The organism is Burkholderia mayonis, from assembly GCF_001523745.2.
In the GTDB taxonomy this organism is placed as follows: domain Bacteria; phylum Pseudomonadota; class Gammaproteobacteria; order Burkholderiales; family Burkholderiaceae; genus Burkholderia; species Burkholderia mayonis.
On sequence record NZ_CP013387.1, the window covers coordinates 793,167 to 815,314 of the forward strand.

The 22,148-nt window shown below is 65.8% G+C and carries 21 protein-coding genes and 1 pseudogene; 14 read left to right on the forward strand and 8 right to left on the reverse strand.

Translation table 11 applies throughout. The annotated features are described in order from the left end of the window. Positions 1–18: 18 nt before the first annotated feature. Complete coding sequence (locus WS70_RS22060; RefSeq protein ID WP_059597863.1) at positions 19–966, forward strand: alpha/beta hydrolase; 948 nt, start codon at positions 19–21, stop codon at positions 964–966. A 559-nt stretch (positions 967–1,525) separates the two neighbouring features. On the opposite strand, the gene WS70_RS22065 is transcribed toward WS70_RS22060, so the two are convergent. The 3 genes from WS70_RS22065 to WS70_RS22075 all read right to left on the reverse strand — a co-directional run bounded on the left by WS70_RS22065 (position 1,526) and on the right by WS70_RS22075 (position 3,593). Further along, positions 1,526–1,837, reverse strand: a complete 312-nt coding sequence (locus WS70_RS22065; protein ID WP_059472144.1) for a DUF4148 domain-containing protein — start codon at positions 1,835–1,837, stop codon at positions 1,526–1,528. 232 nt (positions 1,838–2,069) lie between these two features. Then, positions 2,070–3,056 carry an oxidoreductase gene (locus tag WS70_RS22070; protein WP_059472173.1) on the reverse strand — a complete coding sequence of 329 codons (987 nt, stop codon included), beginning with the start codon at positions 3,054–3,056 and terminating at the stop codon, positions 2,070–2,072. A gap of 246 nt (positions 3,057–3,302) precedes the next feature. Next, positions 3,303–3,593, reverse strand: coding sequence for a DUF3331 domain-containing protein (locus WS70_RS22075; RefSeq protein WP_015603862.1), 291 nt, complete (start codon positions 3,591–3,593; stop codon positions 3,303–3,305). 596 nt (positions 3,594–4,189) lie between these two features. Between WS70_RS22075 and WS70_RS31735 the strand changes: the two genes are divergently transcribed. Further along, positions 4,190–4,540: a hypothetical protein gene (locus WS70_RS31735; protein WP_159082941.1), complete on the forward strand. Its 351-nt coding sequence runs from the start codon at positions 4,190–4,192 to the stop codon at positions 4,538–4,540. Between the two features lie 167 nt (positions 4,541–4,707). On the opposite strand, the gene WS70_RS22080 is transcribed toward WS70_RS31735, so the two are convergent. After that, positions 4,708–5,952, reverse strand: coding sequence for an NAD(P)/FAD-dependent oxidoreductase (locus tag WS70_RS22080; protein ID WP_059472146.1), 1,245 nt, complete (start codon positions 5,950–5,952; stop codon positions 4,708–4,710). Positions 5,953–6,818: 866 nt separating this feature from the next. On the opposite strand from WS70_RS22080, the gene WS70_RS22085 reads away from it, so the two are divergent. The 7 genes from WS70_RS22085 (at position 6,819) to WS70_RS31740 (ending at position 14,007) form a co-directional block, all read left to right on the forward strand. Then, positions 6,819–7,934, forward strand: coding sequence for a branched-chain amino acid ABC transporter substrate-binding protein (locus WS70_RS22085; RefSeq protein ID WP_059472147.1), 1,116 nt, complete (start codon positions 6,819–6,821; stop codon positions 7,932–7,934). A 195-nt stretch (positions 7,935–8,129) separates the two neighbouring features. Further along, positions 8,130–9,056, forward strand: coding sequence for a high-affinity branched-chain amino acid ABC transporter permease LivH (livH, locus tag WS70_RS22095; protein WP_059597864.1), 927 nt, complete (start codon positions 8,130–8,132; stop codon positions 9,054–9,056). An 8-nt stretch (positions 9,057–9,064) separates the two neighbouring features. After that, positions 9,065–10,336: a high-affinity branched-chain amino acid ABC transporter permease LivM gene (locus WS70_RS22100; protein WP_059472149.1), complete on the forward strand. Its 1,272-nt coding sequence runs from the start codon at positions 9,065–9,067 to the stop codon at positions 10,334–10,336. Then, positions 10,333–11,106, forward strand: a complete 774-nt coding sequence (livG, locus tag WS70_RS22105; RefSeq protein WP_059597865.1) for a high-affinity branched-chain amino acid ABC transporter ATP-binding protein LivG — start codon at positions 10,333–10,335, stop codon at positions 11,104–11,106. The genes WS70_RS22100 and livG overlap by 4 nt, the downstream gene beginning before the upstream one ends. Then, complete coding sequence (locus tag WS70_RS22110) at positions 11,106–11,807, forward strand: ABC transporter ATP-binding protein (protein WP_059472151.1); 702 nt, start codon at positions 11,106–11,108, stop codon at positions 11,805–11,807. The genes livG and WS70_RS22110 overlap by 1 nt, the downstream gene beginning before the upstream one ends. 729 nt (positions 11,808–12,536) lie before the next feature. Beyond that, positions 12,537–13,784 (forward strand): peptidoglycan DD-metalloendopeptidase family protein, encoded by a 1,248-nt coding sequence (locus WS70_RS22115; protein WP_059472152.1) that lies wholly within the window; start codon positions 12,537–12,539, stop codon positions 13,782–13,784. A 37-nt stretch (positions 13,785–13,821) separates the two neighbouring features. Beyond that, complete coding sequence (locus WS70_RS31740; protein WP_156438226.1) at positions 13,822–14,007, forward strand: hypothetical protein; 186 nt, start codon at positions 13,822–13,824, stop codon at positions 14,005–14,007. Between the two features lie 60 nt (positions 14,008–14,067). Here the strand turns inward: WS70_RS31740 and WS70_RS22120 are convergent, their stop codons facing one another. Beyond that, complete coding sequence (locus tag WS70_RS22120; protein ID WP_203236021.1) at positions 14,068–14,223, reverse strand: hypothetical protein; 156 nt, start codon at positions 14,221–14,223, stop codon at positions 14,068–14,070. On the opposite strand from WS70_RS22120, the pseudogene WS70_RS33135 reads away from it, so the two are divergent. Next, a pseudogene (locus WS70_RS33135) lies at positions 14,204–14,482 on the forward strand (TonB-dependent siderophore receptor); the annotation flags it as partial. The gene WS70_RS22120 and the pseudogene WS70_RS33135 sit on opposite strands and share 20 nt — an antisense overlap. Positions 14,483–14,659: 177 nt before the next feature. On the opposite strand, the gene WS70_RS22125 reads toward WS70_RS33135, so the two are convergent. Continuing rightward, positions 14,660–14,956 (reverse strand): 2Fe-2S iron-sulfur cluster-binding protein, encoded by a 297-nt coding sequence (locus WS70_RS22125; RefSeq protein ID WP_059472155.1) that lies wholly within the window; start codon positions 14,954–14,956, stop codon positions 14,660–14,662. A gap of 147 nt (positions 14,957–15,103) precedes the next feature. After that, a complete protein-coding gene (locus WS70_RS22130; protein ID WP_059472156.1) occupies positions 15,104–17,056 on the reverse strand; it encodes a sigma-54-dependent Fis family transcriptional regulator in 1,953 nt (650 codons plus the stop codon). A 269-nt stretch (positions 17,057–17,325) separates the two neighbouring features. Here WS70_RS22130 and WS70_RS22135 point away from each other — a divergent pair, with 269 nt between their 5' ends. Together WS70_RS22135 and WS70_RS22140 are read left to right on the forward strand one after the other, a co-directional pair. Next, on the forward strand, positions 17,326–17,520 hold the full coding sequence (locus tag WS70_RS22135) for a DUF2964 domain-containing protein (protein ID WP_059472157.1): 195 nt from the start codon (positions 17,326–17,328) through the stop codon (positions 17,518–17,520). 586 nt (positions 17,521–18,106) lie between these two features. Then, positions 18,107–18,394, forward strand: coding sequence for a DUF1488 family protein (locus WS70_RS22140; RefSeq protein WP_010108324.1), 288 nt, complete (start codon positions 18,107–18,109; stop codon positions 18,392–18,394). 866 nt (positions 18,395–19,260) lie between these two features. Here the strand turns inward: WS70_RS22140 and WS70_RS22145 are convergent. Continuing rightward, positions 19,261–20,562, reverse strand: coding sequence for an NCS2 family permease (locus WS70_RS22145; RefSeq protein ID WP_059472158.1), 1,302 nt, complete (start codon positions 20,560–20,562; stop codon positions 19,261–19,263). Between the two features lie 431 nt (positions 20,563–20,993). Between WS70_RS22145 and WS70_RS22150 the strand changes: the two genes are divergently transcribed. Next, the gene (locus WS70_RS22150; protein ID WP_059472159.1) at positions 20,994–21,476 is read left to right on the forward strand and encodes an NlpC/P60 family protein; all 483 of its coding nucleotides are present in this window, start codon (positions 20,994–20,996) and stop codon (positions 21,474–21,476) included. Positions 21,477–21,929: 453 nt separating this feature from the next. After that, entirely contained in the window at positions 21,930–22,142 is a 213-nt protein-coding gene (locus WS70_RS31750) for a hypothetical protein (protein WP_159082942.1), read from the forward strand. Positions 22,143–22,148 lie beyond the last annotated feature (6 nt).

A 22,148-nucleotide genomic window follows, 5' to 3' on the forward strand; every position in this document is an offset into this window, starting at 1 on the left:
AGCCCGGCGACGCACGCGATGCTGGAACCGGAAATCGAAGCGTTCGTCGCGCGCGTCGCCGCGTGGTATCCGGATGACGTCGCGGCGCGCCCGATCGCGGAGCAGCGCGCGCGCTACGAGCGGTTCGCCGCGGCGTGGACGCTCGCATTGCCGGCGGACGTCGATACGACCGACGCGCGCTTCGTCGCGCCCGACGGCCGCACGATCGGCTTGCGGCGCTACCGATCGCGGCGATCCGATGCGCGCGGGACGGTTCTGTTCTTTCATGGTGGCGGCTTCGTCGTCGGTTCGCTCGACAGCCACGCGCTCGTCACGGCCCGGATCGCGGCGGACACGGGGCTGGACGTGATCGCCGTCGACTATCGGCTCGCGCCCGAACATCCTGCGCCGGCCGCGTTCGACGATTGCCTGGAGGTTGCCGTCGCGGCGCTCGACGGCCGGCTGCCGTTCGATTCGATCGCGCTGCCGCTTCGGCTTGCGGGCGACAGTGCGGGCGGCATGCTTGCGGCGTCGGTGGTTGCGGCGCTGCGCGACGGCGGTTCGGGTGGCGGCGGCGGCGCGGGCGGCGGCGTTTGCGCGGTCGCGCTCGTCTATCCGATGCTCGGTTTCGAGCCGCAATCGCCCGCACGCGAGACGGAGGCGCACGCGCCGATGCTCACGCTCGCCGATGTCCACACGTACCGCCGCCTTTACTGGGGCGATGCCGGGCCGCCACACGGTACGGTGCCGCTCGACGCGAACGGCTTCGACCGCTTGCCGCCCGTGCTGGCGGTCGGCGCCGGGCACGATCCGCTGCGCGACGATGCGCGCGTCTATGTCGAGCGCGTCCGGTCGGCGGGCGGCACGGCGCGCTTCTGGCTCGGCGACGGGCTCGTTCACGGCTGCTGGCGCGCGCTCGACACGAGTCCGCAGGCCGCGCGAATGCATCGGATCGTCTGCGATTTCCTGCTTGAGCCGGGTGAGTGACGCGCGAGAAGCGCAGCAGGCGCCGAACGCGTGGTGCAGTACGCGCGGGGCCGGGGAGAACGCCTCTCCCTCGCAATGGAAAGACTGCGAGCGAAGCGAATGCGTTGCGTGCCGCTCGACACGCAGACGCGCACCTGCCGACGTGACAATGACGGCACGAATCGAAAAACGCGCCTCTCCCGGGGGCGCGATTGGAATTCGGACAGGTGTTTGAAACTGCGTGCGTGCAGCGCGATGCGATGGCCAGCGGTTGCGTCGACGTTTGATACGGCCGGTGAATGCGACGCGGATGGCGAGCCGCAATAAAAAAATCGATCCTTACATATTTTGTAAGGATCGATTTTATTCCCACTCGTGGAATCCGCCGCAACGGTGGACTTGCGCCTCAGCCGAAAAAGCGCCCAGGCGCCAGGCGCCCAGGCTAAGCCGCTCCAAATGGAGCGGCGGAGGTTAGGGGCCTGAATGGGAGCGACGATCGGTCGGAGCGACCGACGCGTCGTGCGAGATTCAGATCGCGCGGCGGCCGGATTGGGCACGGCCGCGCGGTCTGTCGACTGCTTTACTGACCGAAGTAGATCGAGTCGCGCGGCGAGCGGGGAGCCGCCGCCGCCGGAGCGCCGACGTGCGCGACAGGCGCGGCTTGCGCACCGTAGCCGCTCGTGTCGGCGGCGCCTTGTGCGCGCGCTTCGGCGGCCTGGATGTCTTCCGGATAGTACGGGCTCGACACGCCCGGGTGATAGCCGGCCTTCTCGAGCTGGACCAGTTCCGCGCGCACTTGCGCACGGGTCAGCGATTGATTGGATTGCGCGAACGCACCGAACGAAGCGGTAAGAGCGGAAGCGGCGACGACAGCATAAACGAGCGATTTCATGAGAACCTCCGAATGTTTTATTGACTTCGCTTTCGACACCATGTCTTAAGCGATTGGTTACATCGTAGTCTTCGGGGTCCTACGGGTAAACGCTGGCTTTAGCGAAATATTTTTTCAAAAAATGAAAAAATACAGACGGCAAGCGGCAGGGTGTCGCGGCGATAAAAAAAAGCCGCCCACTCGCTGCGAACCGCAGCGGGCGAGGCGGCGAGCTTGGGCTTGGCGAAATGCTTCAGAGCGCGCGGAACGTCGCGTCGTAGCGCGATCGGCCGCGGCGCGAGCCGGGCGACGGTGTGTCGAGATAACGCACGCCGGTCAGTTGTTCGGATTTCTCCCACAGGCGGGCGCCCACCTGCACGTCGCGCGCCTGGTGCGGGATGCGCGCATCGGCCGGATAGCCGCGCGTCTCGCACAGGCGTGCGGGGCCGATGTACGCGCCGCCCTCGACGTCGGTCGTCGTCGCCGCATGGATCGCGGGCAGCGCGCCGACCTCGGCCGGCTGCGCGACGAAGCGGTTCGACAGACGCATCGCGAACGAGCCGAGCGGCGAGTTTTCCATTGTCGGACCGGCGAATTGCAGGTTGGTGGCCGCATAGCCCGGATGCGCGGCGACGCTCAGGATCGACAGTCCCGCGCGATCGAAGCGGCGCTGCAGCTCGAGCGTGAACATCAGGTTGGCGAGCTTGCTGTCGCAATACGCGCGGTACTTGTTGTAGCCATGCTCGGCGAGCATGTTGTCGAGACGGATCTTGCCGAGCCGGTTGAAGCCGCTCGACATCGTCACGACGCGCGCGCGGTGAGACGCGCGCAGCGCAGGCAGCAGCAGGCCCGTCAGCGCGAAGTGGCCGAGATGGTTCGTCCCCATCTGCATTTCGAAGCCGTCGCGCGTGTGGCGCAGCGGCAGGAACATTACGCCCGCGTTGTTGCAGAGGATGTCGACACGGCCATGGCGGTCGGTGACGGCATCGGCAAAACGGCAGACGGAGGCGAGATCGGCGAGATCGAGCGACTCGACCTCGATGCGCGCGCGCGGATAACGGGTGCGGATCGTGTGCGCGGCCAGTTCGCCCTTCGCGGAATCCCGGCACCCCATCACCACCTGCGCACTCTTGGCGGCGAGCGTTTCCGCGATCTGCCAGCCAAGACCGCTGTTGGCTCCTGTGACGACTGCTACTTTTCCGCCTTGCGGCAGCACATGTTGCGCGCTCCATGCATGCATCTTCGTCTCCATCGGTGGCACGCCGTGGGGCGGCGCGTTCACGAGCCCGTTTTTTGCGTGGACGGACCCTAGATCCGGTGCATCGGAGCAGCGGTGCCGCCGTCGTCCGCGCCTCACACACCGTTACATTGATTGATGTAACGGTAGTGACGCGAGCCGGCGAAAACAAGGGGCAAGCTAGAGACGCCGCTCTAACCGCCCGTGGCGCGGCGCGACATCGGCCGCGTCGGCGGCGGGATCGTGGCGTTACTTGCCGCTCGTATGGCCGAGCACTTCGGCGGCGGAGATCATCGCGCCTGCATTGGCGGGCGCCGGACGCTCAGCGGGGCGGAACACTTCGTCGCCGCGATGAATCACCTGGCGCGACAGCGCGCAGGTGCCGGTGCGCTGCGCGAAGCGGCGGCGCCAGCGTTGCTCGCCGTAGTGACAGCGGCCGGGTTCGACCCAGCGGACGACGAGCAGCGTGTCGGAGCGTTCGAGGATTTCGACGTGAACGTCAGCGGGATCGAGCACAGGCTGGGATTTGGAGGACTTCATTTTGCCGTTTCCTAAAGCTCGTGCGGTATCGGCCTAGGCAGTTATTGCAACTGCTTTCCGTCGATTCCGTAGCGATTTCCATTAGAGGGGTGCGCTAAATGTAAGCGCGCTTGCGCGGAAAAAACATCCTGTCTGGCTCAAATTACTTTTTGCCGATTTAGAAATAATCGATTTCCATTAGCAGGCAAAAGTGGCGTGCCCAGTCGTTCACTCGAATGGTGCACGAACCGGGTGCGAAATGGCGCCCGAATCCCGCTGCGGCGCGCCGCGAGCCGTTCGCGCCGTTCGCGGCCGGCTGCCGCGATGTGCGGATGTGTGGCGGCGGCGCGCGTCTTGTCACGATGTTTTACTGCGTGTCAAGGTTTGTCGCTTCGACGCAAAGGCGAATCGTGCGATTGTTTTGCCGCCGATGCGTTCGACTGCGTTGTGGTTAATCCTGCGTTCGATTCGGCTGCATTGATCGTTGCGACGATGTTCGTTGTGAAAATTGCAAAGCGCTATTCGTTCAACATGCAGTGATTTCTCGGCGGGTTAGTCGGTTGCATATTGTGCGATGACCGATTAAGTGCCGCGTTTCGACGAGCGCGCGAAATCGTTTGCGCAATTCCGCGCAATGTCGGATTTGCTTCGTTGCCGAGAAACGGAGCGGGATGCGGCGACGATGCTCGGTCTCGTTCGGCGGATCGCATTTGCTGGATCAATCGATCGATGAGCGGCGGGTGCGCATCGGGGGGCGGGCGCATGTCGCGTATCGGATATCGCATGTGCGCGGCGATTGTCTTCGCGCAGCCATCGGATGCTCGGCGAGCGCGCTTCGTCGAGCAGGCTCGACGGTAATGGAGATCGATGCATTGCTCGGCACGCTCGTCGCTCGCCGAATGTCGCCCGATGCACCGCGCGCCCCGGACGCGCGGATCAAGCATCATCTGACGCTTCGTGCGGATTGACCATGCATCGCATGTCGAACGACATGCCGGACGATTCATGTCGCGCGGCTCGCTACCGCCGGAGCACGGCGTCCGCGGCGCATGGTCGTCGAGCGCCGACGTGTTCGCGAGCGCGTTGAACATTTTCCGGCCGCGGCCAATTCGCTCGCGCTCGCATCCGCTTCGAATCAGAGAAACCGCTCGACGCGAAACGGTGCGACGTTCGCGGCGGTCGGCTCGCCGCACATCATCTCCGCGAGCAGGCGTCCCGTGATCGGTCCGAGCGTGAGCCCGTGATGATTGTGTCCGAACGCGAACCACATCCCGCGGTGCCGCGGCGCGGCGCCGATCACCGGACGCATGTCCGGCGTGCACGGCCGAAAGCCGAGCCATGGCTCGGGGTCGAGCCGCGGGCCGAGCCTGAACGTCGGCTGCGCGACGCGTTCCGCGCGTGCGAGCTGCACGCCTGTCGGCGGCAGCGTGCGCGCGGCGATCTCGACGCCCGTCGTGAGCCGCAGCCCGCTGCGCATCGGCGCGACGACGTAGCCGTGCTCGAGATCGACGACGGGCGCGGACAGCGACGCGCCGTCGGGCGGCGCGTAATGCATGTGGTAGCCGCGCTTCTCGCGCAGCGGAATCCGGTAGCCGAACTTCGCGAACACCGTATCGGACCACGGGCCGAGCGCGACGACGACCTCGCGCGCCGCCGCGACGCCGTCGGCCGTGCGCACGCGCCAGCCGTCGCCGCTCGACTCGATGCTCGCCGCATCGCCTTCGAGCAGCGCGCCGCCGTTGCGCTCGAAGAGCCGTGCGTACGCTTTGACGAGCGCGCCGGGATCGACGACGCTCTTCGGGTCAAGCCAGTGCAGCGCGCCGCAGAACCCCGGGCCGAGCGCGGGCTCTTGCGCGGCGAGCGCGGACGCGTCGAGCGTCGCCACGCGAAGGCCGTGCCGGCTCGCGCTGTGCAGTGCGTCGCTTGTCGCATGCGCGAGGCGGGCGGGCGCGCGATACGCCTCGATCCAGCCGCGCGCGCGTACGAGGTCGCCCGCGTTCGCGCGCGCGATCAGCGCGTCGTGCTCGGCGACGCTGCGCTCGATGAGCGGCAGCAGATCGCGCGCGGCGGCCGCGTGGCGGCGCGGCGACGATTCCCACCAGAAGCGCGCGAGCCACGGCGCGAACGACGGCAGCGACGCGTGATGCCAATAGAGTGCGGTCGAGCGGTTCGTCGCGTAGCGCAGCAGCGCGAGCGGGCTGCGCGGAAACGCATACGGCGCGACCGACGAGCGCTCGATGAGTCCGGCGTTGCCGAAGCTCGTGCCGTCGCCGGGCGCGCCGCGATCGACGAGCGCGACCCGGCGGCCGCGATCCTGCAGGTGCAGCGCGGCCGATACGCCGACGATGCCTGCGCCGAGAACGATGACGTCGAAATCCATGAGGCGAGTGTCAGTGATGTGCAGTGCGGATGGCGGACGGATTCCCGCCAGATGAATGTCGCGCGATCGCACGGTCGCACGACGACCGAAGCGCGCGGCCGGCCGACGCGGAACCGCCGAAAACGGCAAGCCGATTCGACAGGCGATCGAAAGAAATGTCTGGCCGGCCGCGCGATTGCATTATTTCATTGAAATATCAAAACGCCTGCTATGGCCCCAACGAAGGTGCCGCCATATGCACGTTCGTGGGCGAACCTTGCATCGACGTCGTGCCGGTTCGGACGGGCCATGCGGTTGCACCTCGGTCTGGATGTCGGGCCGCACGCCGTCGTCGCGACCGTCTCCGAGTTCGCTCGGCCCACGCGACGGTGCGGTGCAGCGTCGCGTCAAGTGCCCGTATGTAAAGATGAATTGCGCCAAATGACCGCGCGAAATGCGTCGTGAACCTTGAATTGGATTGCGGTGCAACACGTCGCAATCGGGCGCAACCGGGAGCTTGCACGCTCGGTTGGACTGCGTATTTTCCCTGATTCGTCAGCTATTTCTGGTCAGACGCATGAAAAACGATCCTATAATTTCGGCTGCCTTGCCAACGGCTGTCGGCAGATCCGTCCGACGAGCGGTTAGGTAAGCGGGGCAGGCGAATCGCTTGCGCAATACAAGACGCATCACGTTGTCTTTCCGAACCAAGGTCTCCGTCTTTCGCGACGGCGGCTGACACTGCCGGGCCCCGCAAGCGCTATTCCATCTGCAGGTCCGTCTATCCGTCTCGGGCGTGCTCCAAGTCGTTTCGTCCACGGGTGTTGTTCGATTGCGCAGGTCATGCCGCCTTGCCCGTGTGACTAAACATAATCGAGGAGCTCCTGATGATGCTGTCCCGTCTTTCGTCCATCTCTCTTGCCGCGATGCTTGCCGTCGCCGGCGCCGCGGCCCGTGCGGAAACCGTGAAGATCGCCATTGCCGGCCCGATGAGCGGCTCGGTCGCTCAGTACGGCGACATGGTCAAGGCCGGCGCGCTGACGGCGATCGAGCAGATCAACGCAGCCGGCGGCGCGGGCGGCAACAAGCTCGAGGCGGTGATGATGGACGACGCGTGCGAGCCGAAGCAGGCGGTCGCGGTTGCGAACAAGATCGTCAGCCAGAAGATCAAGTACGTGATCGGCCACGTGTGCTCGGGCTCGACGATTCCGGCGTCCGACATCTACGAGAACGAAGGCATCGTGATGGTCACGCCGTCCGCGACCGCGCCGCAGCTCACCGAAGGCAAGAAGCGCAAGTTCGTGTTCCGGACGATCGGCCGCGACGATCAGCAAGGCCCGGCCGCCGCGCAATACATCATCAACAAGGTCAAGCCGAAGAAGGTTGCCGTGCTGCACGACAAGCAGTCGTACGGCCAAGGCATCGCATCGTCCGTGAAGAAGGATCTCGAAGCGGCGAAGATCCCCGTCGTGCTGTTCGAAGGCATCAACGCGGGCGATTCGGACTACTCGGCGACCATCACGAAGCTGAAGTCGCAAGGCGTCGACTTCGTCTACTTCGGCGGCTATCACCCGGAAATGGGCCTCTTGTTGCGCCAGGCGCGCGAGCAGGGCGTGAAGGCCGCGTTCATGGGACCGGAAGGCGTCGGTAACAAGGACGTGACCGCGATCGCGGGTCCCGCGTCCGAAGGCATGCTCGTCACGCTGCCCGCCGACTTCACCGCCGATCCGGCCAACGCGGCCCTCGTGAAGGCGTTTGCCGACAAGAAGCGCGATCCGAACGGCCCGTTCCAGATGCCCGCGTATTCGGCGGTGAAGATCATCGCCGATTCGATCGCGGGCGCGAAGACCACCGATCCGACGAAGGTCGCCGCGTACATGCACCAGCACGGCTTCGACACGCCGATCGGCAAGGTGTCGTACGACGCGCAGGGCGACCTGAAGGCGTTCAAGTTCGTCGTCTACAAGTGGCACAAGGACGCGACCAAGACGGCCGCCAACTAATCGGAGTATCTGCCCGCCCGTCCGCCCCGCCGCACGTTCGCGCGGGGCGGGTCGCATTGGCCCGGCGCCGCCGCGCGAGCAGCGGGCCGCGGCGCGGCGGGCGTGTCGAGATCGGACGCCCGTGCGCGGCGTGCGCCGCCGCTTTCATGAGCGGCCGCGCACGCACGCGCGTCGGCGCGAACGGGAGCTTCCCGCATGAATGAATTCTTTCCGCAATTCGCCCAGCAACTGGTCAACGGCCTCACGCTGGGCGCGATCTATGCGTTGATCGCCATCGGCTATTCGATGGTCTACGGGATCATCGGCATGATCAATTTCGCCCACGGCGAGATCTACATGATCGGCGCGTACGTCGGGCTCGTCACCCTGACCGCGATCGGCGCGTCGGCGGGCTATCCGCTGCCGCTCGTGCTCGGTGCGGCACTCGTCGTATCGGTCGTCGTCACCGGGCTTTATGGGTTCGCAGTCGAGCGCGTCGCGTACCGGCCGCTGCGCGGCGGGCCGCGGCTCGTGCCGCTCATCTCCGCGATCGGCATGTCGATCTTTCTGCAGAACTACGTGCAGATCGGCCAGGGCGCGCGCGACATGTCGGTGCCCGTGCTGATTTCCGGCGCGTTCGACATTCATGTCGGCGGCGACTTCGACGTGACGGTGCCGTATGCGCGTCTTCTGATCGTCTGCGTGACGATCGTGCTGATGATCGCGCTCACGCTGTTCATCTCGCGTTCGCGGATGGGCCGCGCGTGCCGCGCGTGCGCCGAGGACATGCGGATGGCGAACCTGCTCGGCATCGACACGAACCGCGTGATCTCGTTCACGTTCGTGCTGGGTGCGATGCTCGCCGCAGTGGGCGGCGTGCTGATCGGGCTCACGATCGGCAAGCTCAATCCGTACATCGGCTTCGTCGCGGGCATCAAGGCATTCACGGCCGCGGTGCTGGGCGGCATCGGCAGCATTCCCGGCGCGATGCTGGGCGGCGTGCTGCTCGGTCTCGCGGAGACCTTCGCATCCGGCTACATGCCCGCCGAGTACAAGGACGTGGTGGCCTTCGGCCTCCTCGTACTGATCCTGCTGTTCCGTCCGTCGGGCCTGCTCGGCAAGTCGGACATCGAAAAGGTGTGAGGCCGCCCATGAATCAAGCGATGACTTCCGTCCGCACGACGGCCGGCGCGCCGGCCGTCCAGTCGCTCAAGCACGCGGTGACGGCCGCCGTGCTGACGGCGATCCTCACGGTGCCGATCCTCGGTCTCCAGTTGAAGCTCGACGGCTATCAGGTCGTGCTCGAAGCGCACTGGCGGCCGGTCTGGATCGCGGTTGCCGCCGTGTTCCTGTTCCAGCTGTTCAAGCCCGCGCTGCTGCGTGCGAAGGCGGCGGTGCGCCTGCCCGCGGCGGCGCCGCTCGGCGCGCGGCAGCAGCGCGCGATCGTCTGGGCGCTCGTCGCGATCGGCTTCTTGTTGCCGTTCTTCGGCTCGCGCGGCGCGATCGACGTCGCGACGCTCGCGCTCATCTACGTGATCCTCGGCCTCGGCCTGAACATCGTCGTCGGCTTCGCCGGGCTGCTCGATCTCGGCTATGTCGGCTTCTATGCGGTCGGCGGCTACACGTATGCGCTCCTCAACCAGTACTTCGGGCTGACGTTCTGGGAATGCCTGCCGCTCGCCGCGCTCGCGTCGGCTACGTTCGGCTTCCTGCTCGGCTTTCCGGTGCTGCGGCTGCGCGGCGACTATCTCGCGATCGTCACGCTCGGCTTCGGCGAGATCATCCGTCTGCTCGCGAACAACCTGACGAGCATCACGGGCGGCCCGGACGGCATCTCCGGCATTCCGAAGCCGACCGTGTTCGGCTTCGAGATGGCGAGAAGCGCGAGCGTCGAGGGCGCGAAGACGTTCCACGAGCTGATCGGGCTCGAGTACAGCGGCGAGCACGTCGTGATCTTCCTGTACCTGATCGCGCTCGTGCTCGTTTGCTTCACGCTGTTCGTGACGAGCCGGCTGATCCGGATGCCGATGGGCCGCGCGTGGGAAGCGCTGCGCGACGACGAGATCGCCTGCCGGTCGCTCGGCCTCAACCCGACGCGCATCAAGCTGTCGGCGTTCACGCTCGGCGCGTCGTTCGCCGGCATCGGCGGCGCGTTCTTCGCGGCGCGCCAGGGGCTCGTGAATCCCGAGTCGTTCACGTTCATCGAATCCGCGCTGATTCTCGCGATCGTCGTGCTGGGCGGGATGGGCTCGCAGCTCGGCGTGATCCTCGCGGCGATCCTGCTGACCTTGCTGCCCGAAATCGCGCGCGGCTTCGCCGAGTACCGGATGCTGATGTTCGGCCTCGTGATGGTGTTGATGATGATGTGGCGTCCGCAGGGCCTGCTGCCCGCGAGCCGTCCCCACGTGGAGCTGCCGCAATGAGCGCGACGACGGAAATGCTGAAGGTAGCCGCGCTGCAGATGCGCTTCGGCGGCCTGCTCGCGGTGGACGGGATCGATTTCGACGTGCGCCGCGACGAGGTGTTCGCGATCATTGGTCCGAACGGCGCGGGCAAGACGACGGTGTTCAACTGCATCGGCGGGTTCTATCGGCCGACGTCGGGCCGCGTCGTGCTCGACGGCCACGCGATCGGAGGCTTGATGAGCCATCAGGTCGCGCGCAAGGGGCTCGTGCGGACATTCCAGAACATTCGGCTCTTCAAGTCGCTGACGGTCGTCGAGAACCTGCTCGTCGCCCAGCACCGGCTGGTGAAGTCGGGGCTCCTGCACGGCCTCTTCGCGACGCCGGCGTATCGCCGCGCGGAGCGCGAAGCGCTCGAGCGCGCGGCGGTGTGGCTCGATCGAATGAACCTGACGGCGGTCGCGAACCGGCCCGCGGGCACGCTTTCGTACGGGCATCAGCGCCGCCTCGAGATCGCGCGCTGCATGATCACGAACCCGCGCCTTCTGATGCTCGACGAGCCGGCGGCGGGCCTCAATCCGCAGGAGAAGGTCGAGCTGCAGCATCTGATCGACCGTCTGCGCCGCGAATTCGGCGTCGCGGTGCTGCTGATCGAGCACGACATGAGTCTCGTGATGGGCGTCTCGGATCGCATTCTGGTGATGGAGCACGGCCGGCCGATCATGATCGGCAAGCCCGACGAAGTGCGCAACGATCCGCGCGTGATCAAGGCCTATCTGGGAGAGGAGTGATGCTGAAGCTGGAGAAGGTCCACACGCATTACGGCGCGATCGAGGCGCTGTCGGGCGTGTCGATCGAGGTGAAGAAGGGCGAGATCGTCACGCTGATCGGCAGCAACGGCGCGGGCAAGACGACGCTGATGATGACCGTGTGCGGCACGCCGCGCGCGTCGAGCGGGCGTGTGCTGTTCGAGGGCGACGACATTACCGCGATGCCGACGCACGAGATCATGCGCCAAGGGCTCGCGATCTCGCCGGAAGGGCGCCGCGTGTTCCCGAGCCTGACCGTGCTCGAGAATCTGAAGATGGGCGGCTTCTTCGCGAACCGTCATGAGATCGACGAAGGCGTCGAGCACGTGTATCGCCTGTTTCCGCGGCTGAAGGAGCGAGCAGCGCAGCGGGCGGGCACGATGTCGGGCGGCGAGCAGCAGATGCTCGCGATCGGCCGCGCGCTGATGAGCCGGCCGCGCCTCTTGCTGCTCGACGAGCCGACGCTCGGCCTCGCGCCGCTCGTGATCGCGCAGATCTTCGACATCATCCGGACGATTCGCGGCGAAGGCGTCACGGTTTTCCTCGTCGAGCAGAACGCGCACAAGGCGCTGCAGGTTGCCGATCGCGGCTATGTGCTCGAAACGGGGCGGGTCGTGCTCGCCGACACCGGCGCGAACCTGCTGGAGAACGACCGGATCCGGAGCGCGTATCTCGGTGGGTAATGCGGCGTTTCTGCGAGCGTGATGCCTGCGGAACGAGAAACGGACGAATGCGCATCTCCGAAAAGCAGAATATTGCGTATTCGTTCGAATTCATCGAGCACATGTAAATGTGCTTCAGCCCACATAACTCGCCATTCGCGCGAGTTCATGCAATTACCATATTCGTTTATTTCGAATGGCACTTTATCAGACTGCGTGCGAATGCAGCCGATGTCGCGCTGATCAGGCTCCATCCGCAGTTGTATCGCCCCCCTGTGGCCGCCGCGCATTTTGCGGAGAATTCGAAGGAAAGTCGCGGAGAACGCTGGAATTTACAGTGTCAAAGGCCGCGAGTGACAAGTCTGCGCGAGTGAAGCCGTGCTGTCTCGATATTGTTTGGACTCCTCCTTTATATCTCCATTCGGCCTGGGAAAATTCCTGGGCTAGCCGTTGAAACAATCCAGCTTTTAGTGAACGTTTCGTGGGCTAATATCGATAAATCAATGCGATAAATACATATGCCGATCTATCTGCTTTATCGCCAGTAAGGTTTACTTTTACAAAAAAATCACTATGATTCACGAGGCGTAAGAACTTTGTCGGCTTGGTCAAGCTGCTAAGGAATGCGAATCGAGCTGCCAAGGTTCACCGTGGGATCGCTGCGGTCATGTCGATCGACGACGCCGCTTCGGAGCGCAGTCGATCCTGCCCGTCGAAGCGATGACGTTCATTGATTAGGGAGGCGTTCTTATGAACCCGATGGTCTGGCGTAGTGCATCCGATTCGATCAAGCGTTTCATTGCTGCACCGCTGATGGCGGCCGGCCTGTCCGGCGCCGCGCTTGCGGCGCCCGTCGATGCACCAGACCTGCAGCATGCAGTCCAACATGCATTCTCGTCGCGCCTTAGCAAGCGAGGTCCGGCGGCGCCGGCGGCGGCGCGCGACGACGTAGTCGAATCGATCAAGTCGGATCCGGAGGCCGGATGGGTGCTCGGCACCGTGACGCAAGTCGTCCCGGACGGCACGCCGGCCGATCCCGTCACGAAGCTCTTTCTCGCGCAGCGCGTGAAAGAACGATGGGTCGTCGGCATCGAAGGCAGCGACACGTTCTATGCGCTTGCCGCCGCGGCGCCGGCGAAACTGCTCGCCAACGAGGAACGGGCCCACCTCAACGCGGGCCGCGCGGCGACCGCGCCGAAGCCGAACGCCGCGCCGGGGCAGACGGGGCTCGCGCTGCCGTGGCAGCAAGGCGCCGCTTGGTACTGGACAGGCGGCGCGCACGGCTGGAGCGGCGACAGCCGTCCGTTCAACTCGCTCGATTTCTCCGGCGGCAACGGCCAGGTGCTCGCCGCTCGCGACGGCGTTCTCTACAAGAGCTGCGAGCGCAACGGCAGCGCGATCGTCAAGCTCGTCCACGACAACGGCTATGCGACCACGTATTACCACATGGTCCAGCTGACTCGGGCCGGCAGCGGCACGCGCGTGCGTCAGGGCGAATACCTCGGCCGAATCGGCAACGCTTTGCCGTGCGGCGGCCAGACGACAGGCGCGCACGTGCATTTTGCGCTGAGCCAGGGCGGCAGCGACGTGCCGGTGAACGGCAAGACGATCGGCGGCTGGCAGTTTTTCGAGGGCGGCAATGCGTATTCGGGCTATGCGATCCGCAATCAGCGCCGCGTGTCCGTGCAGGCGTCCCTCACCAATTATGGTTCGGAAGACAGCGGCGGGCCGGTCGAGCCGTCGCCGCCCGCGAAGGCGACCGTGCAGGCGCCGGGGCCCGTGAATCTGCGCAGTGCGCCGTCGCTGTCCGCATCGGTCGTCGGCACCGTGGCGAACGGCGCGACGGTCCAGCTCGCGTGCTACGCGTACGGCGATACGGTGCAGGGTAACTGGGGCGCGACGCGGCTCTGGTACCGGCTCGGCTCGAATCAATGGGTGTCGGACGGATTCGTCAATACGGGGAGTAACGATCCGGTCGTGTCGGCTTGCATCAATTGATGCCGTCGACCGGTTGCCGCTTGCGGCCGCGCTGGACTTGGACCGCATCCGCACGATTCGCGGCGAGAGCGTGGTGGTGTCGATTGCCGAGCGAAGCACGCACGATGCACGGCAGATCGTGCCTCGCGACTATGTGATCGAAATCGGCCGGGCCGGCGGACGCGCAGCCAGGCTGCGGCCGCGCTACGACGACCCGGACCGGCATCGCCCGGTCTCTTTTTGAGCGATCCGTGGCTTGCGGCTTATCGTGGGCGGGCCGCGTTCGTGCGGATCAGCGCACTGCCTACGGAATCGACGCGAGCTTGCGGAGGTCGTCGGCGGCGTCGCGCGGCTCGATCGCCGCCTGCATGTGCGTGCCCGACGGCTCGAGGTTCGTCTCCCGGTTCACGCGTTCCGGCTTCGAGTTCGCGGCGATTCGCAGCCCGCAAGCAGCCGGCACGTGCGTCCGGCGATCCGCGCCGAACGCGGCGCGACGACGAAGTCGCCGTGCCGCGAGCGCGACGGCAAGCGTCGGTGGCGGGGCGCCATCGCGCGGAGGCCGGCACATCGGCGAGCCGCTCAATCCAATGGGCACGGTGCGGGGGCGGCTCGTCGCCGCGCATGAAGATCGCCGCTTCTTCGATGACCGGGCCAAGCGGAATACGTGCTCGATTCAAGGCATCGCCGAAATAGATGTGACGCTCGTTACGCTCGGCGCGCACGGATTGGCCGGCGGGCGACGCGATGGCGTGACGCCTGACTCGTTACCGTTTTCCGTAATTCGGCCGGCTACCGGGCGATGCGGATGCCAGGCGGCGCGCACGGCGCGTGGGCGGTGGGGGCGGCACGCGCGGTCGGCTGCGGGCGTTTGCGCCGCGACGGCCGCGCGCGTTCGCTCATTCGGCGTCCGGCACCTCGATGACGAGATCGGATTGCGCGATCGCGACGCACGGCAGGATGTAGCCTTCCGCTTTCTCTTCGGCGCTCACGCCTGGCCAGTCGATCCGGTAGGCTATCGAGCCTTCGCGCAGGCGGCACAGGCAGGTCCGGCACGTGCCGTTGCGGCAAGAGCGCGGCAGCGACACGCCGGCGAAGCCTGCCGCTTCGAGCAGCGACAGAGATTCGGGCGCGTCGAAACCGACTCCGAGCGGCTCGACGCGCACTCGGTGCGAACGTTCTTCTGATTCGTTCATGCGATCGTGGGTGGAGAGGCGGCGTCGCCAGCGAGGAGCCGCAAGGATACCCGATGCGGCCGCGCACTTCGCCCGCCGGCGCGCTTGCGGGTGTGGCCATCGCGCGTGGGGGCCGGATATCGCGCGCGCACCGCCGGTTGTGGCGGCTCAGGCGCTCGGCCGCCGCCTGCGTAGATGCCGATAGACGGTGTTGCGCGCGAGCCCGAGTTCGCGTGCGGCCGCCGACACGTTGCCGCGATGCCGGTCGAGCGCGCCGTCGATCAGCGCGGCCTGATGGTCCTGCAGCGTCGGCGATGCCGCGGTTGCCGCAGTCGATACGGACGCGGCGGTCGCGGTTGCGTCCGCGTGCGGCGCCGCGGCTTCCTGCTCGAGCGCCGGGCAGTCCAGCCAGAAATCGTCGGGCAGATGCTCGACGCCGATCTGCGTTTCGCTTTCGGCGAGCATCCCCGCCGTGCGTAGCACGTTGGTCAATTGACGCAGATTGCCCGGCCACCGGCAGCGCGTAAACGTGGCCAGCACCGCCGGCGACACGCCCGCCGGCATCGGCTCGGTGCGCGCGAGCCGTGCGAGCACGCGTGCGACGAGCGTTTCGAGGTCGGAGCGCTCGGCAAGCGGCGGCAGCGTCACCGCGAGGCCGTTGATCCGGTAGAACAGATCCTCGCGGAACGTGCCGGCCGCGATCATGGCGCGCAGGTCGCGGTGCGTCGCGCAGACGATCCGAAGGTCGACCGGCACCGGCCGTGCGCCGCCGAGCGGCATTACCGCGCGTTCCTGCAGCACGCGCATCAGCCGCACCTGCTGCGCGAGCGGCATGTCGCCGATTTCATCGAGAAACAGCGTGCCGCCGTCCGCTTGCGCGATCTTGCCGGGGCTGCCGCGCTTGCGCGCGCCGGTGAACGCGCCGTCTTCGTAGCCGAACAGCTCCGCCTCGATCAGCGAATCGGGCAGCGCCGCGCAGTTGACGGCGACGAACGGGCCGTCGCGGCGCGGCGACGCATGGTGCAGCGCCCGCGCGAGCCATTCCTTGCCGGTGCCCGTCTCGCCGAGCACGAGCACCGGCAGGTCGCGGCCGCGCACCTTGCTGACGCGTTGCAGCACGGCGGCCATCCGCGCGTCGCCCGTATCGAGCGTCGCGAACGTGATCGCGTCGGAATTGACTTCGCGCGACGCTTCGGCGATGCGGGACGGCGAGGCGCGCCCGGTCACCGGGACGGCCGTGCGCTGCGCGTCCGCGAATTCGCAGCGCGCGCGCACCCGCACGCCGGTCGCGAGTGTCAGCGTGAAGCACGCGAGCGGTTCGCGCGCCGCATGCTGCGCGAGCTTTCCGAACGACATGCCGAACAGTTCGTCGCAGCCGCGCTGCTGCAGTGCGTCGAGGCTTGCGCCGAGCTGGAATTGCGCGCTGCGGTTCGCGGCGATCAGCGCGCCGCTCGGGCTGAATGCAACGAGGCCCGCGAACAGCGAATCGACGAATTCGTCGTGCGCATGGAAGCGCACGCGCAGCGCGTCGGCGCACTGGTTCGCAAACAGATGGTTCTCGATCAACTGCGCGGACATCTTCACGAGCGCGAGCGTATGCGGGCTGAAGCCGCGCGGATCGCCGCTCACGTCGAGCGCGCCGAGGATGCGTCCGAACGGATCGACGATCGGCGCGCACGAGCAGGTGAGCACGTGGTTCGCGCGCAGGAAATGCTCGGCGCCGTGGACGGCGAGCGCCTGGCCCGCGATCAGCGCGGTGCCGATCGCATTGGTGCCGCGCGCGTCCTCCGCCCACGACACGCCGGGGCAGAGCGCGACCCGGTTCGCCTTCTCGACGAAATCGTCGTCGCCGATGCTGTGCAGGACCACGCCGTCGCGATCGGTCAGGAGCACGAGGCTTTGCGTGTCGGCAATCTGCGTATGCAGCGTGTCCATCACCGGACGCGCGTGCGTGTACAGCGACTGGCTGCCGCCGATCAGCTCGCGCAGCGCGGTGCGCGACAGCGGCGAGAAGTCCGGCAGCTCGGACGCGCGCAGGCCGACCGATAGCGAGCGGGCATGCGCTTGCGCGAGCAGGTCGACACGGCTCGCTGCGGCAGGCAGCACGGAAGATTGCGGCATGACTTGTCTCCATGGGGCCCGCCGACGGAGTGTGTTCTCCGCTCGACCGGCGCAGCGGTTCACGTGGCGGCGCGGGCACGTCTCATCATACAAGCGCCGTGAGCGATGCGCGACCGCAAATCGAATTTCCCTTGCTTTTGGGCCCCTGCCTGCAATGATGGAAACAAGGCGCGCACGCGCCGCGCCTCGCCGGGACCGACGCCGAACACACGTGTGGTCCCCGCCATTCGGCATGCGCCGCGACATGCATCCGTTCGGGGGAAATCATCATGGTTCGGACGGAACTGAGAGTGGTGCTGGCGGCGATCGCGACGTTCGTCTCGCTGGCCGGCATCGCCGTGGCGATTCACGGATTGTTGTTCGACCAGGATGCCGCACTGCGATACGGCGTGGCGGCGATCGCGCTCGGCGTGACGACCTGTGTGGTCGCGCTGAACGTATGGCCGAAGGATGAGCAGAAGTAGGCGGGCGGCCCGGGCGCGGCGACGGCGAGAGCGTCCGCGGCGTGGCGGGGTCCGATCGGCTCGCTGCTTGGGCGGCGCGACAGACGCTCTTGGACATGTTCGAGATGCGGCCGCGCGGTCGGCGCAGAGGGCGATTCGACGGCGACGCGAGCATCGGCGAGCACGACGCCAATCCTCCGACGATATGGCGGATCTGTGCGCAACCGGTCGAGCGTCGAACCTCGCGCCAGAACGCCGACACGGCTGCCGACTCGGCTCGTTTGCGATCGGCGCGGCATGGCGAATCGCAGTCGAATCCAGCGCTCGATTCGCATGACGATTTATCGCCCGCTTTGCTGCGCAGTCAAGCCGTCCCCCCATTGATTGGCAGAAGAATGCGCCGCAGCATGCGCGCGCGCAGGGTTTTTTGACGAAATCTTGAGTCGTGCCGGAAAGCGTCTAAAGTGAATTCAACCGGAGCATCAGGCGAGCGCGAGCCGTTCGCCGCGAGACATTCTCTCCGGCCAGCCCGCGCGCTTCCGGTCGGCAAATGCTTCCGGCGGCACGCGGTTTCCTGCATTCTCGAGCTACGGCAAAGGCGGTTCCGATGCAGATCCAGTTCACGAACGATGCCCCCGAATATTCGGGGCGCGAATTGACGATCGCGTTCATGGCGATGGTCGACGGCGAGCCGGTTCAATGCCATATCACCGCCGAAGCGCTCGAGGACCATTTCGGCGCGGCTTCGCCGCGTTTCGAGGACATGGTGGGCGCATTCGACACGCACCGGCCCCGTATCGAGGCCGCGGCACGGCGGCTACTCTCCGAAACCCGTGCGCAGTGCGTGGTGCTGAGAAGCGGATACGTCCGATTTTACGAGGCGAACTGGCGCTAAAGTGCGCTGTGTCGCGAACGAGCGCTGCCTGGGGGTAGCGCTTGTTTTTTGTGCTGGCGTCGGCGGTCCGATTTCGTTCGGCATGCTTGCGGTACGCGTTGGCGTTGGACGTCGGGTGCGCCGGTTCATGTGACTCTCTGGTTCGTTCATCGGACTCATCGAACGAGCGGACGGCGTTCATGGGAAGGCGCGTCGAACGGTCGGGCAGCGTGAGCGCCGGTTGTTCGTTCGTCGGAATTCTGTCGGCCGATTGCGGAATGGATGCGCGGCGAGCCAGTGCAGCGCGAGCGATTGTCGCTACGAACATACGTGCTTGACCGCCGCGTCTTCCACAATCTTGCGCTGTCGTGACGGATTCTTTCGGTTTTATTTCGCCAGTCGGGCCATCCATTGCCGAGTCGATCCATAGCGCGCGCGACTCCATTCGGAGCGTTCCGAACGCATTGACTTCGGACGATCCCGGTACGACCGAATCGGCAAAAGCCGGGAGTGGCTTTATGACTGTCGAGTCAATCGACTACGGCAGAATCGATTTCGGGGAATCTCGTCAGCCGGATCTTCTTTCCGCGGCTGTGAATCCGTCGGGCTTGGCTGTTGCACGCGGCAATGTCGCGAATGCGTAAGCGCGTGCGCATTCGGTCGACGGGTGAAGACGATCGCCGCGCGATGGTGGTTTTGCGGCTCGGGATAGGGCGGACGATTCGGCGGCGGGTTGCAGTCGCGCCGGCGGTTTGTCGTGTGAGGGGTTCATGCCCGAGCGAGGCGTTCCCGTTCGACGATCGCCTTCGTTGCGACGGCTTCTGCGATCTTGCATCGCCGGCCGATGACATCATGCGACGCGGCCGCGTCGCCGCGCAACGTGCCGCTTATTCGGCGCCGAGGTAGAAGTAGCGAAACAGGAAGACCGCCGCGATGATCCAGACGACCGGCTTCACCCGCTTCGCGTGGCCCGTCAGCAGCTTGAGGCCGCCATACGCGATGAAACCGAACGCGACGCCGTTCGCGATCGAGTACGTGAACGGCATCAGCAGTGCGGTGAGCGCCGCGGGCACGGCTTCCGTCGCGTCGTCCCACTGCACGTCGACCATGTCGCGCAGCATCAGGCACGATACGTACAGCAGCGCCGGCGCGGTTGCGTAGCCGGGCACGACGCCCGCGAGCGGCGCGATGAAGAGGCACGCGATGAACAGCGCGGCGACCGTGATCGCGGTGACGCCGGTGCGTCCGCCCGCCTGCACGCCGGATGCGCTCTCGATGTACGCGGTCGTCGACGACGTGCCGAGCAGCGAGCCCGCGACGATCGCGGTGCTGTCGGCGAGGAGCGCCTTGTTCAAGCGATGCATCTTGCCCTGGACGAGGAGCCCCGCGCGATTCGCGACGCCCATCAGCGTACCCGTCGCGTCGAACAGCTCGACGAGGAAGAACACGAGGATCACGTTGACGATGCCGGTCGACAGCGCGGCGCCGATGTCGAGCTTGAACAGCGTCGCGTCGATCGACGGCGGCGCGGAGAAGATCCCGTGAAACTGGTTGCCGCCGAAAAAGAACGACAGGACCGTCACGCCGATGATGCCGATCAGGATCGCGCCGCGCACGCGCAGGTAATCGAGCGTGACGATCGCGAAGAAGCCGACGATCGCGAGGATCGTCGTCGGCTTGTGCAGGTCGCCGAGCGTGACGAGCGTCGCTGGGCTGCCGACGATCACGCCTGCCGTCTTCAGCGAGATGATTCCGAGGAAGAGCCCGATGCCCGCCGTAATCGCGATTCGCAGCGACTTTGGAATCCCGTTGACGATCACTTCGCGCACGCGGAACAGCGTGACGAGCAGGAACAGACAGCCGGAGATGAACACCGCGCCGAGCGCGGCCTGCCACGTGAAGCCCATGCCCTTGACGACGGTGTAGGCGAAATATGCGTTGAGGCCCATGCCGGGCGCGCAGGCGATCGGGTAGTTCGCGTACAGGCCCATGATGAGCGACGCGAGCGCGGCGACGAGGCAGGTCGCGACGAAAACGGATTCCTTCGGCATGCCCGCGTCACCGAGGATCGCGGGGTTCACGAAGATGATGTAGGCCATCGTCAGGAACGTGGTGACGCCCGCGAGTATTTCGGTGCGGAAGTCGGTTCCGGCTTCCGCGAAGCCGAAATACCGTTTGAGCGATTCCATGTGGGCGATTCTCCGGTCGAGTAGTCGTGTTGCTGAATGCTTTGTGCGTTGTGTTGCCCGCGAGGCGGACGTACTGTAACCAGCCACTATTGAGTGGCTATCGGCGGATTGTAATAGCGGACATAGGCGGGACGATATATTTGCGGAGATTGGTCGCGCTTCGTCGTTGCGCTCGCGGCGGTTCGCGCTGCGCGGACGTCGAGGCTTCGGGCAGGCGGGTGCAGGCAGGCGCGCTCGTCCGCGGATCGTTAAAATGGCCGCTGGCCGCTGGCCGCTGGCCGCTGGCCGCTGGCCGCTGGCCGCTTTCGCCTGTCGCCTGTCGCCTGTCGCGCGCGGCGCGGATGGCGTCGACGAACGAACGTCGTCGTCGCTCGCGTCGGCACGCCGCCCGTTCACGGACTGGAGAGTACAGCTTGACCTTGATCGCTCGAATGCAAGAAGGCGTCGCGCCCGCGCGCGGCGAACAGAACGCTGGCACCGGCCATCCCGCATGGATGCCGGTTGCGCTCGCGGAATCGGGCGTGCGGCGCTTCGGTCCCGGCGAGAGCAATCCGCGCATCGTCGAGTACAACGGCTGCACGAATCTCGTGGGCTACGACGACAAGGTCTCGTGGTGTTCGTCGTTCATCAACTGGTGTCTCGCGCGCGTCGGGATTTCGGGAACGGGCTCCGCGCTCGCGCGATCGTGGCTCGAATGGGGCCGCGCGCTGAGCGAGCCAGCCTATGGGTGCATCGTCGTATTGACGCGCGCCCATCCGACGAGTTGGAAAGGGCATGTCGCCTTTTATCTGCGGCACGACGACGAGCACATGTATCTGTTCGGCGGCAATCAACGCGGCGCGGTGCGCGAGCTCCCATATGCGCGTTCGCGGCTGCTCGCGTATCGGTGGCCGGACGAATGCGGGCCGGGCTGACGGGCTGAATCGCAGTCCGCCGATGAGCGTCGCGCGCGTTGCGGGCGATGCCGTGACTGCGATGAGCGTCATCGGTCGCGGCGGCGCGTTTCGCTTCTCGTCGACGAATCGCGCGCAGAAATGACGACTTCGTGTGCTAATCGTCGCGAGCCTCGTTCGAGGCGCCGATCGTAATTTCTTCGAAAGCAATGGATTTGCGCGACGCTCGGTACACGCACGACCGGGTTTTCCCGTTGTGGCCGACTGCATGCCGCGTTGTGCGCGCGCTTACGGTAACGGCGAGCAATTGCTCGCGTTGCGGCGCCCCATCGTCGTGCATGCCGGTGCGGCATCATGTTCGAACGAACGCATGCGAATCGTGCAATCGCGTCACCGAGCTCGCGCGGCGCTGTGCCGATTGCATGGAAAGCAAATTCGGCAGCTTCGTGACCGCAATATGTCGGAGCGGATCGCATGAGAAGAAAAAATACATGCTTGCCGACAGGATGCTTCGTCGCCGCACATACGCCGCCGACCGACGGCTATCCGGAAATCCGTCCAATTCAGGCGACATATGTGTCTATTTTGGAGATAAGCGTTTCCATTCATATTGGGATGAATATTTTTCTTTATGATCAACGGGATATTGTCGGGTTGAAAGGTGTTGCAATAAGGCGGGTTGTGTAAAAGAAT

What these genes read in the sequence shown, in the direction of transcription:
- WS70_RS22115 (WP_059472152.1), top strand. Translation starts at nt 12,537, where the DNA reads ATGAACCCGATGGTCTGGCGTAGTGCATCCGATTCGATCAAGCGTTTC.
- WS70_RS22080 (WP_059472146.1), bottom strand. Translation starts at nt 5,952, where the DNA reads ATGGATTTCGACGTCATCGTTCTCGGCGCAGGCATCGTCGGCGTATCG.
- WS70_RS22130 (WP_059472156.1), bottom strand. Translation starts at nt 17,056, where the DNA reads ATGCCGCAATCTTCCGTGCTGCCTGCCGCAGCGAGCCGTGTCGACCTG.
- livG (WP_059597865.1), top strand. Translation starts at nt 10,333, where the DNA reads ATGAGCGCGACGACGGAAATGCTGAAGGTAGCCGCGCTGCAGATGCGC.
- WS70_RS22110 (WP_059472151.1), top strand. Translation starts at nt 11,106, where the DNA reads ATGCTGAAGCTGGAGAAGGTCCACACGCATTACGGCGCGATCGAGGCG.
- WS70_RS22125 (WP_059472155.1), bottom strand. Translation starts at nt 14,956, where the DNA reads ATGAACGAATCAGAAGAACGTTCGCACCGAGTGCGCGTCGAGCCGCTC.
- WS70_RS22075 (WP_015603862.1), bottom strand. Translation starts at nt 3,593, where the DNA reads ATGAAGTCCTCCAAATCCCAGCCTGTGCTCGATCCCGCTGACGTTCAC.
- WS70_RS22100 (WP_059472149.1), top strand. Translation starts at nt 9,065, where the DNA reads ATGAATCAAGCGATGACTTCCGTCCGCACGACGGCCGGCGCGCCGGCC.
- WS70_RS31750 (WP_159082942.1), top strand. Translation starts at nt 21,930, where the DNA reads ATGAGAAGAAAAAATACATGCTTGCCGACAGGATGCTTCGTCGCCGCA.
- WS70_RS22060 (WP_059597863.1), top strand. Translation starts at nt 19, where the DNA reads ATGCTGGAACCGGAAATCGAAGCGTTCGTCGCGCGCGTCGCCGCGTGG.
- WS70_RS22085 (WP_059472147.1), top strand. Translation starts at nt 6,819, where the DNA reads ATGATGCTGTCCCGTCTTTCGTCCATCTCTCTTGCCGCGATGCTTGCC.
- WS70_RS22070 (WP_059472173.1), bottom strand. Translation starts at nt 3,056, where the DNA reads ATGCATGCATGGAGCGCGCAACATGTGCTGCCGCAAGGCGGAAAAGTA.
- WS70_RS22135 (WP_059472157.1), top strand. Translation starts at nt 17,326, where the DNA reads ATGGTTCGGACGGAACTGAGAGTGGTGCTGGCGGCGATCGCGACGTTC.
- livH (WP_059597864.1), top strand. Translation starts at nt 8,130, where the DNA reads ATGAATGAATTCTTTCCGCAATTCGCCCAGCAACTGGTCAACGGCCTC.
- WS70_RS22145 (WP_059472158.1), bottom strand. Translation starts at nt 20,562, where the DNA reads ATGGAATCGCTCAAACGGTATTTCGGCTTCGCGGAAGCCGGAACCGAC.
- WS70_RS22140 (WP_010108324.1), top strand. Translation starts at nt 18,107, where the DNA reads ATGCAGATCCAGTTCACGAACGATGCCCCCGAATATTCGGGGCGCGAA.
- WS70_RS22150 (WP_059472159.1), top strand. Translation starts at nt 20,994, where the DNA reads ATGCAAGAAGGCGTCGCGCCCGCGCGCGGCGAACAGAACGCTGGCACC.
- WS70_RS22065 (WP_059472144.1), bottom strand. Translation starts at nt 1,837, where the DNA reads ATGAAATCGCTCGTTTATGCTGTCGTCGCCGCTTCCGCTCTTACCGCT.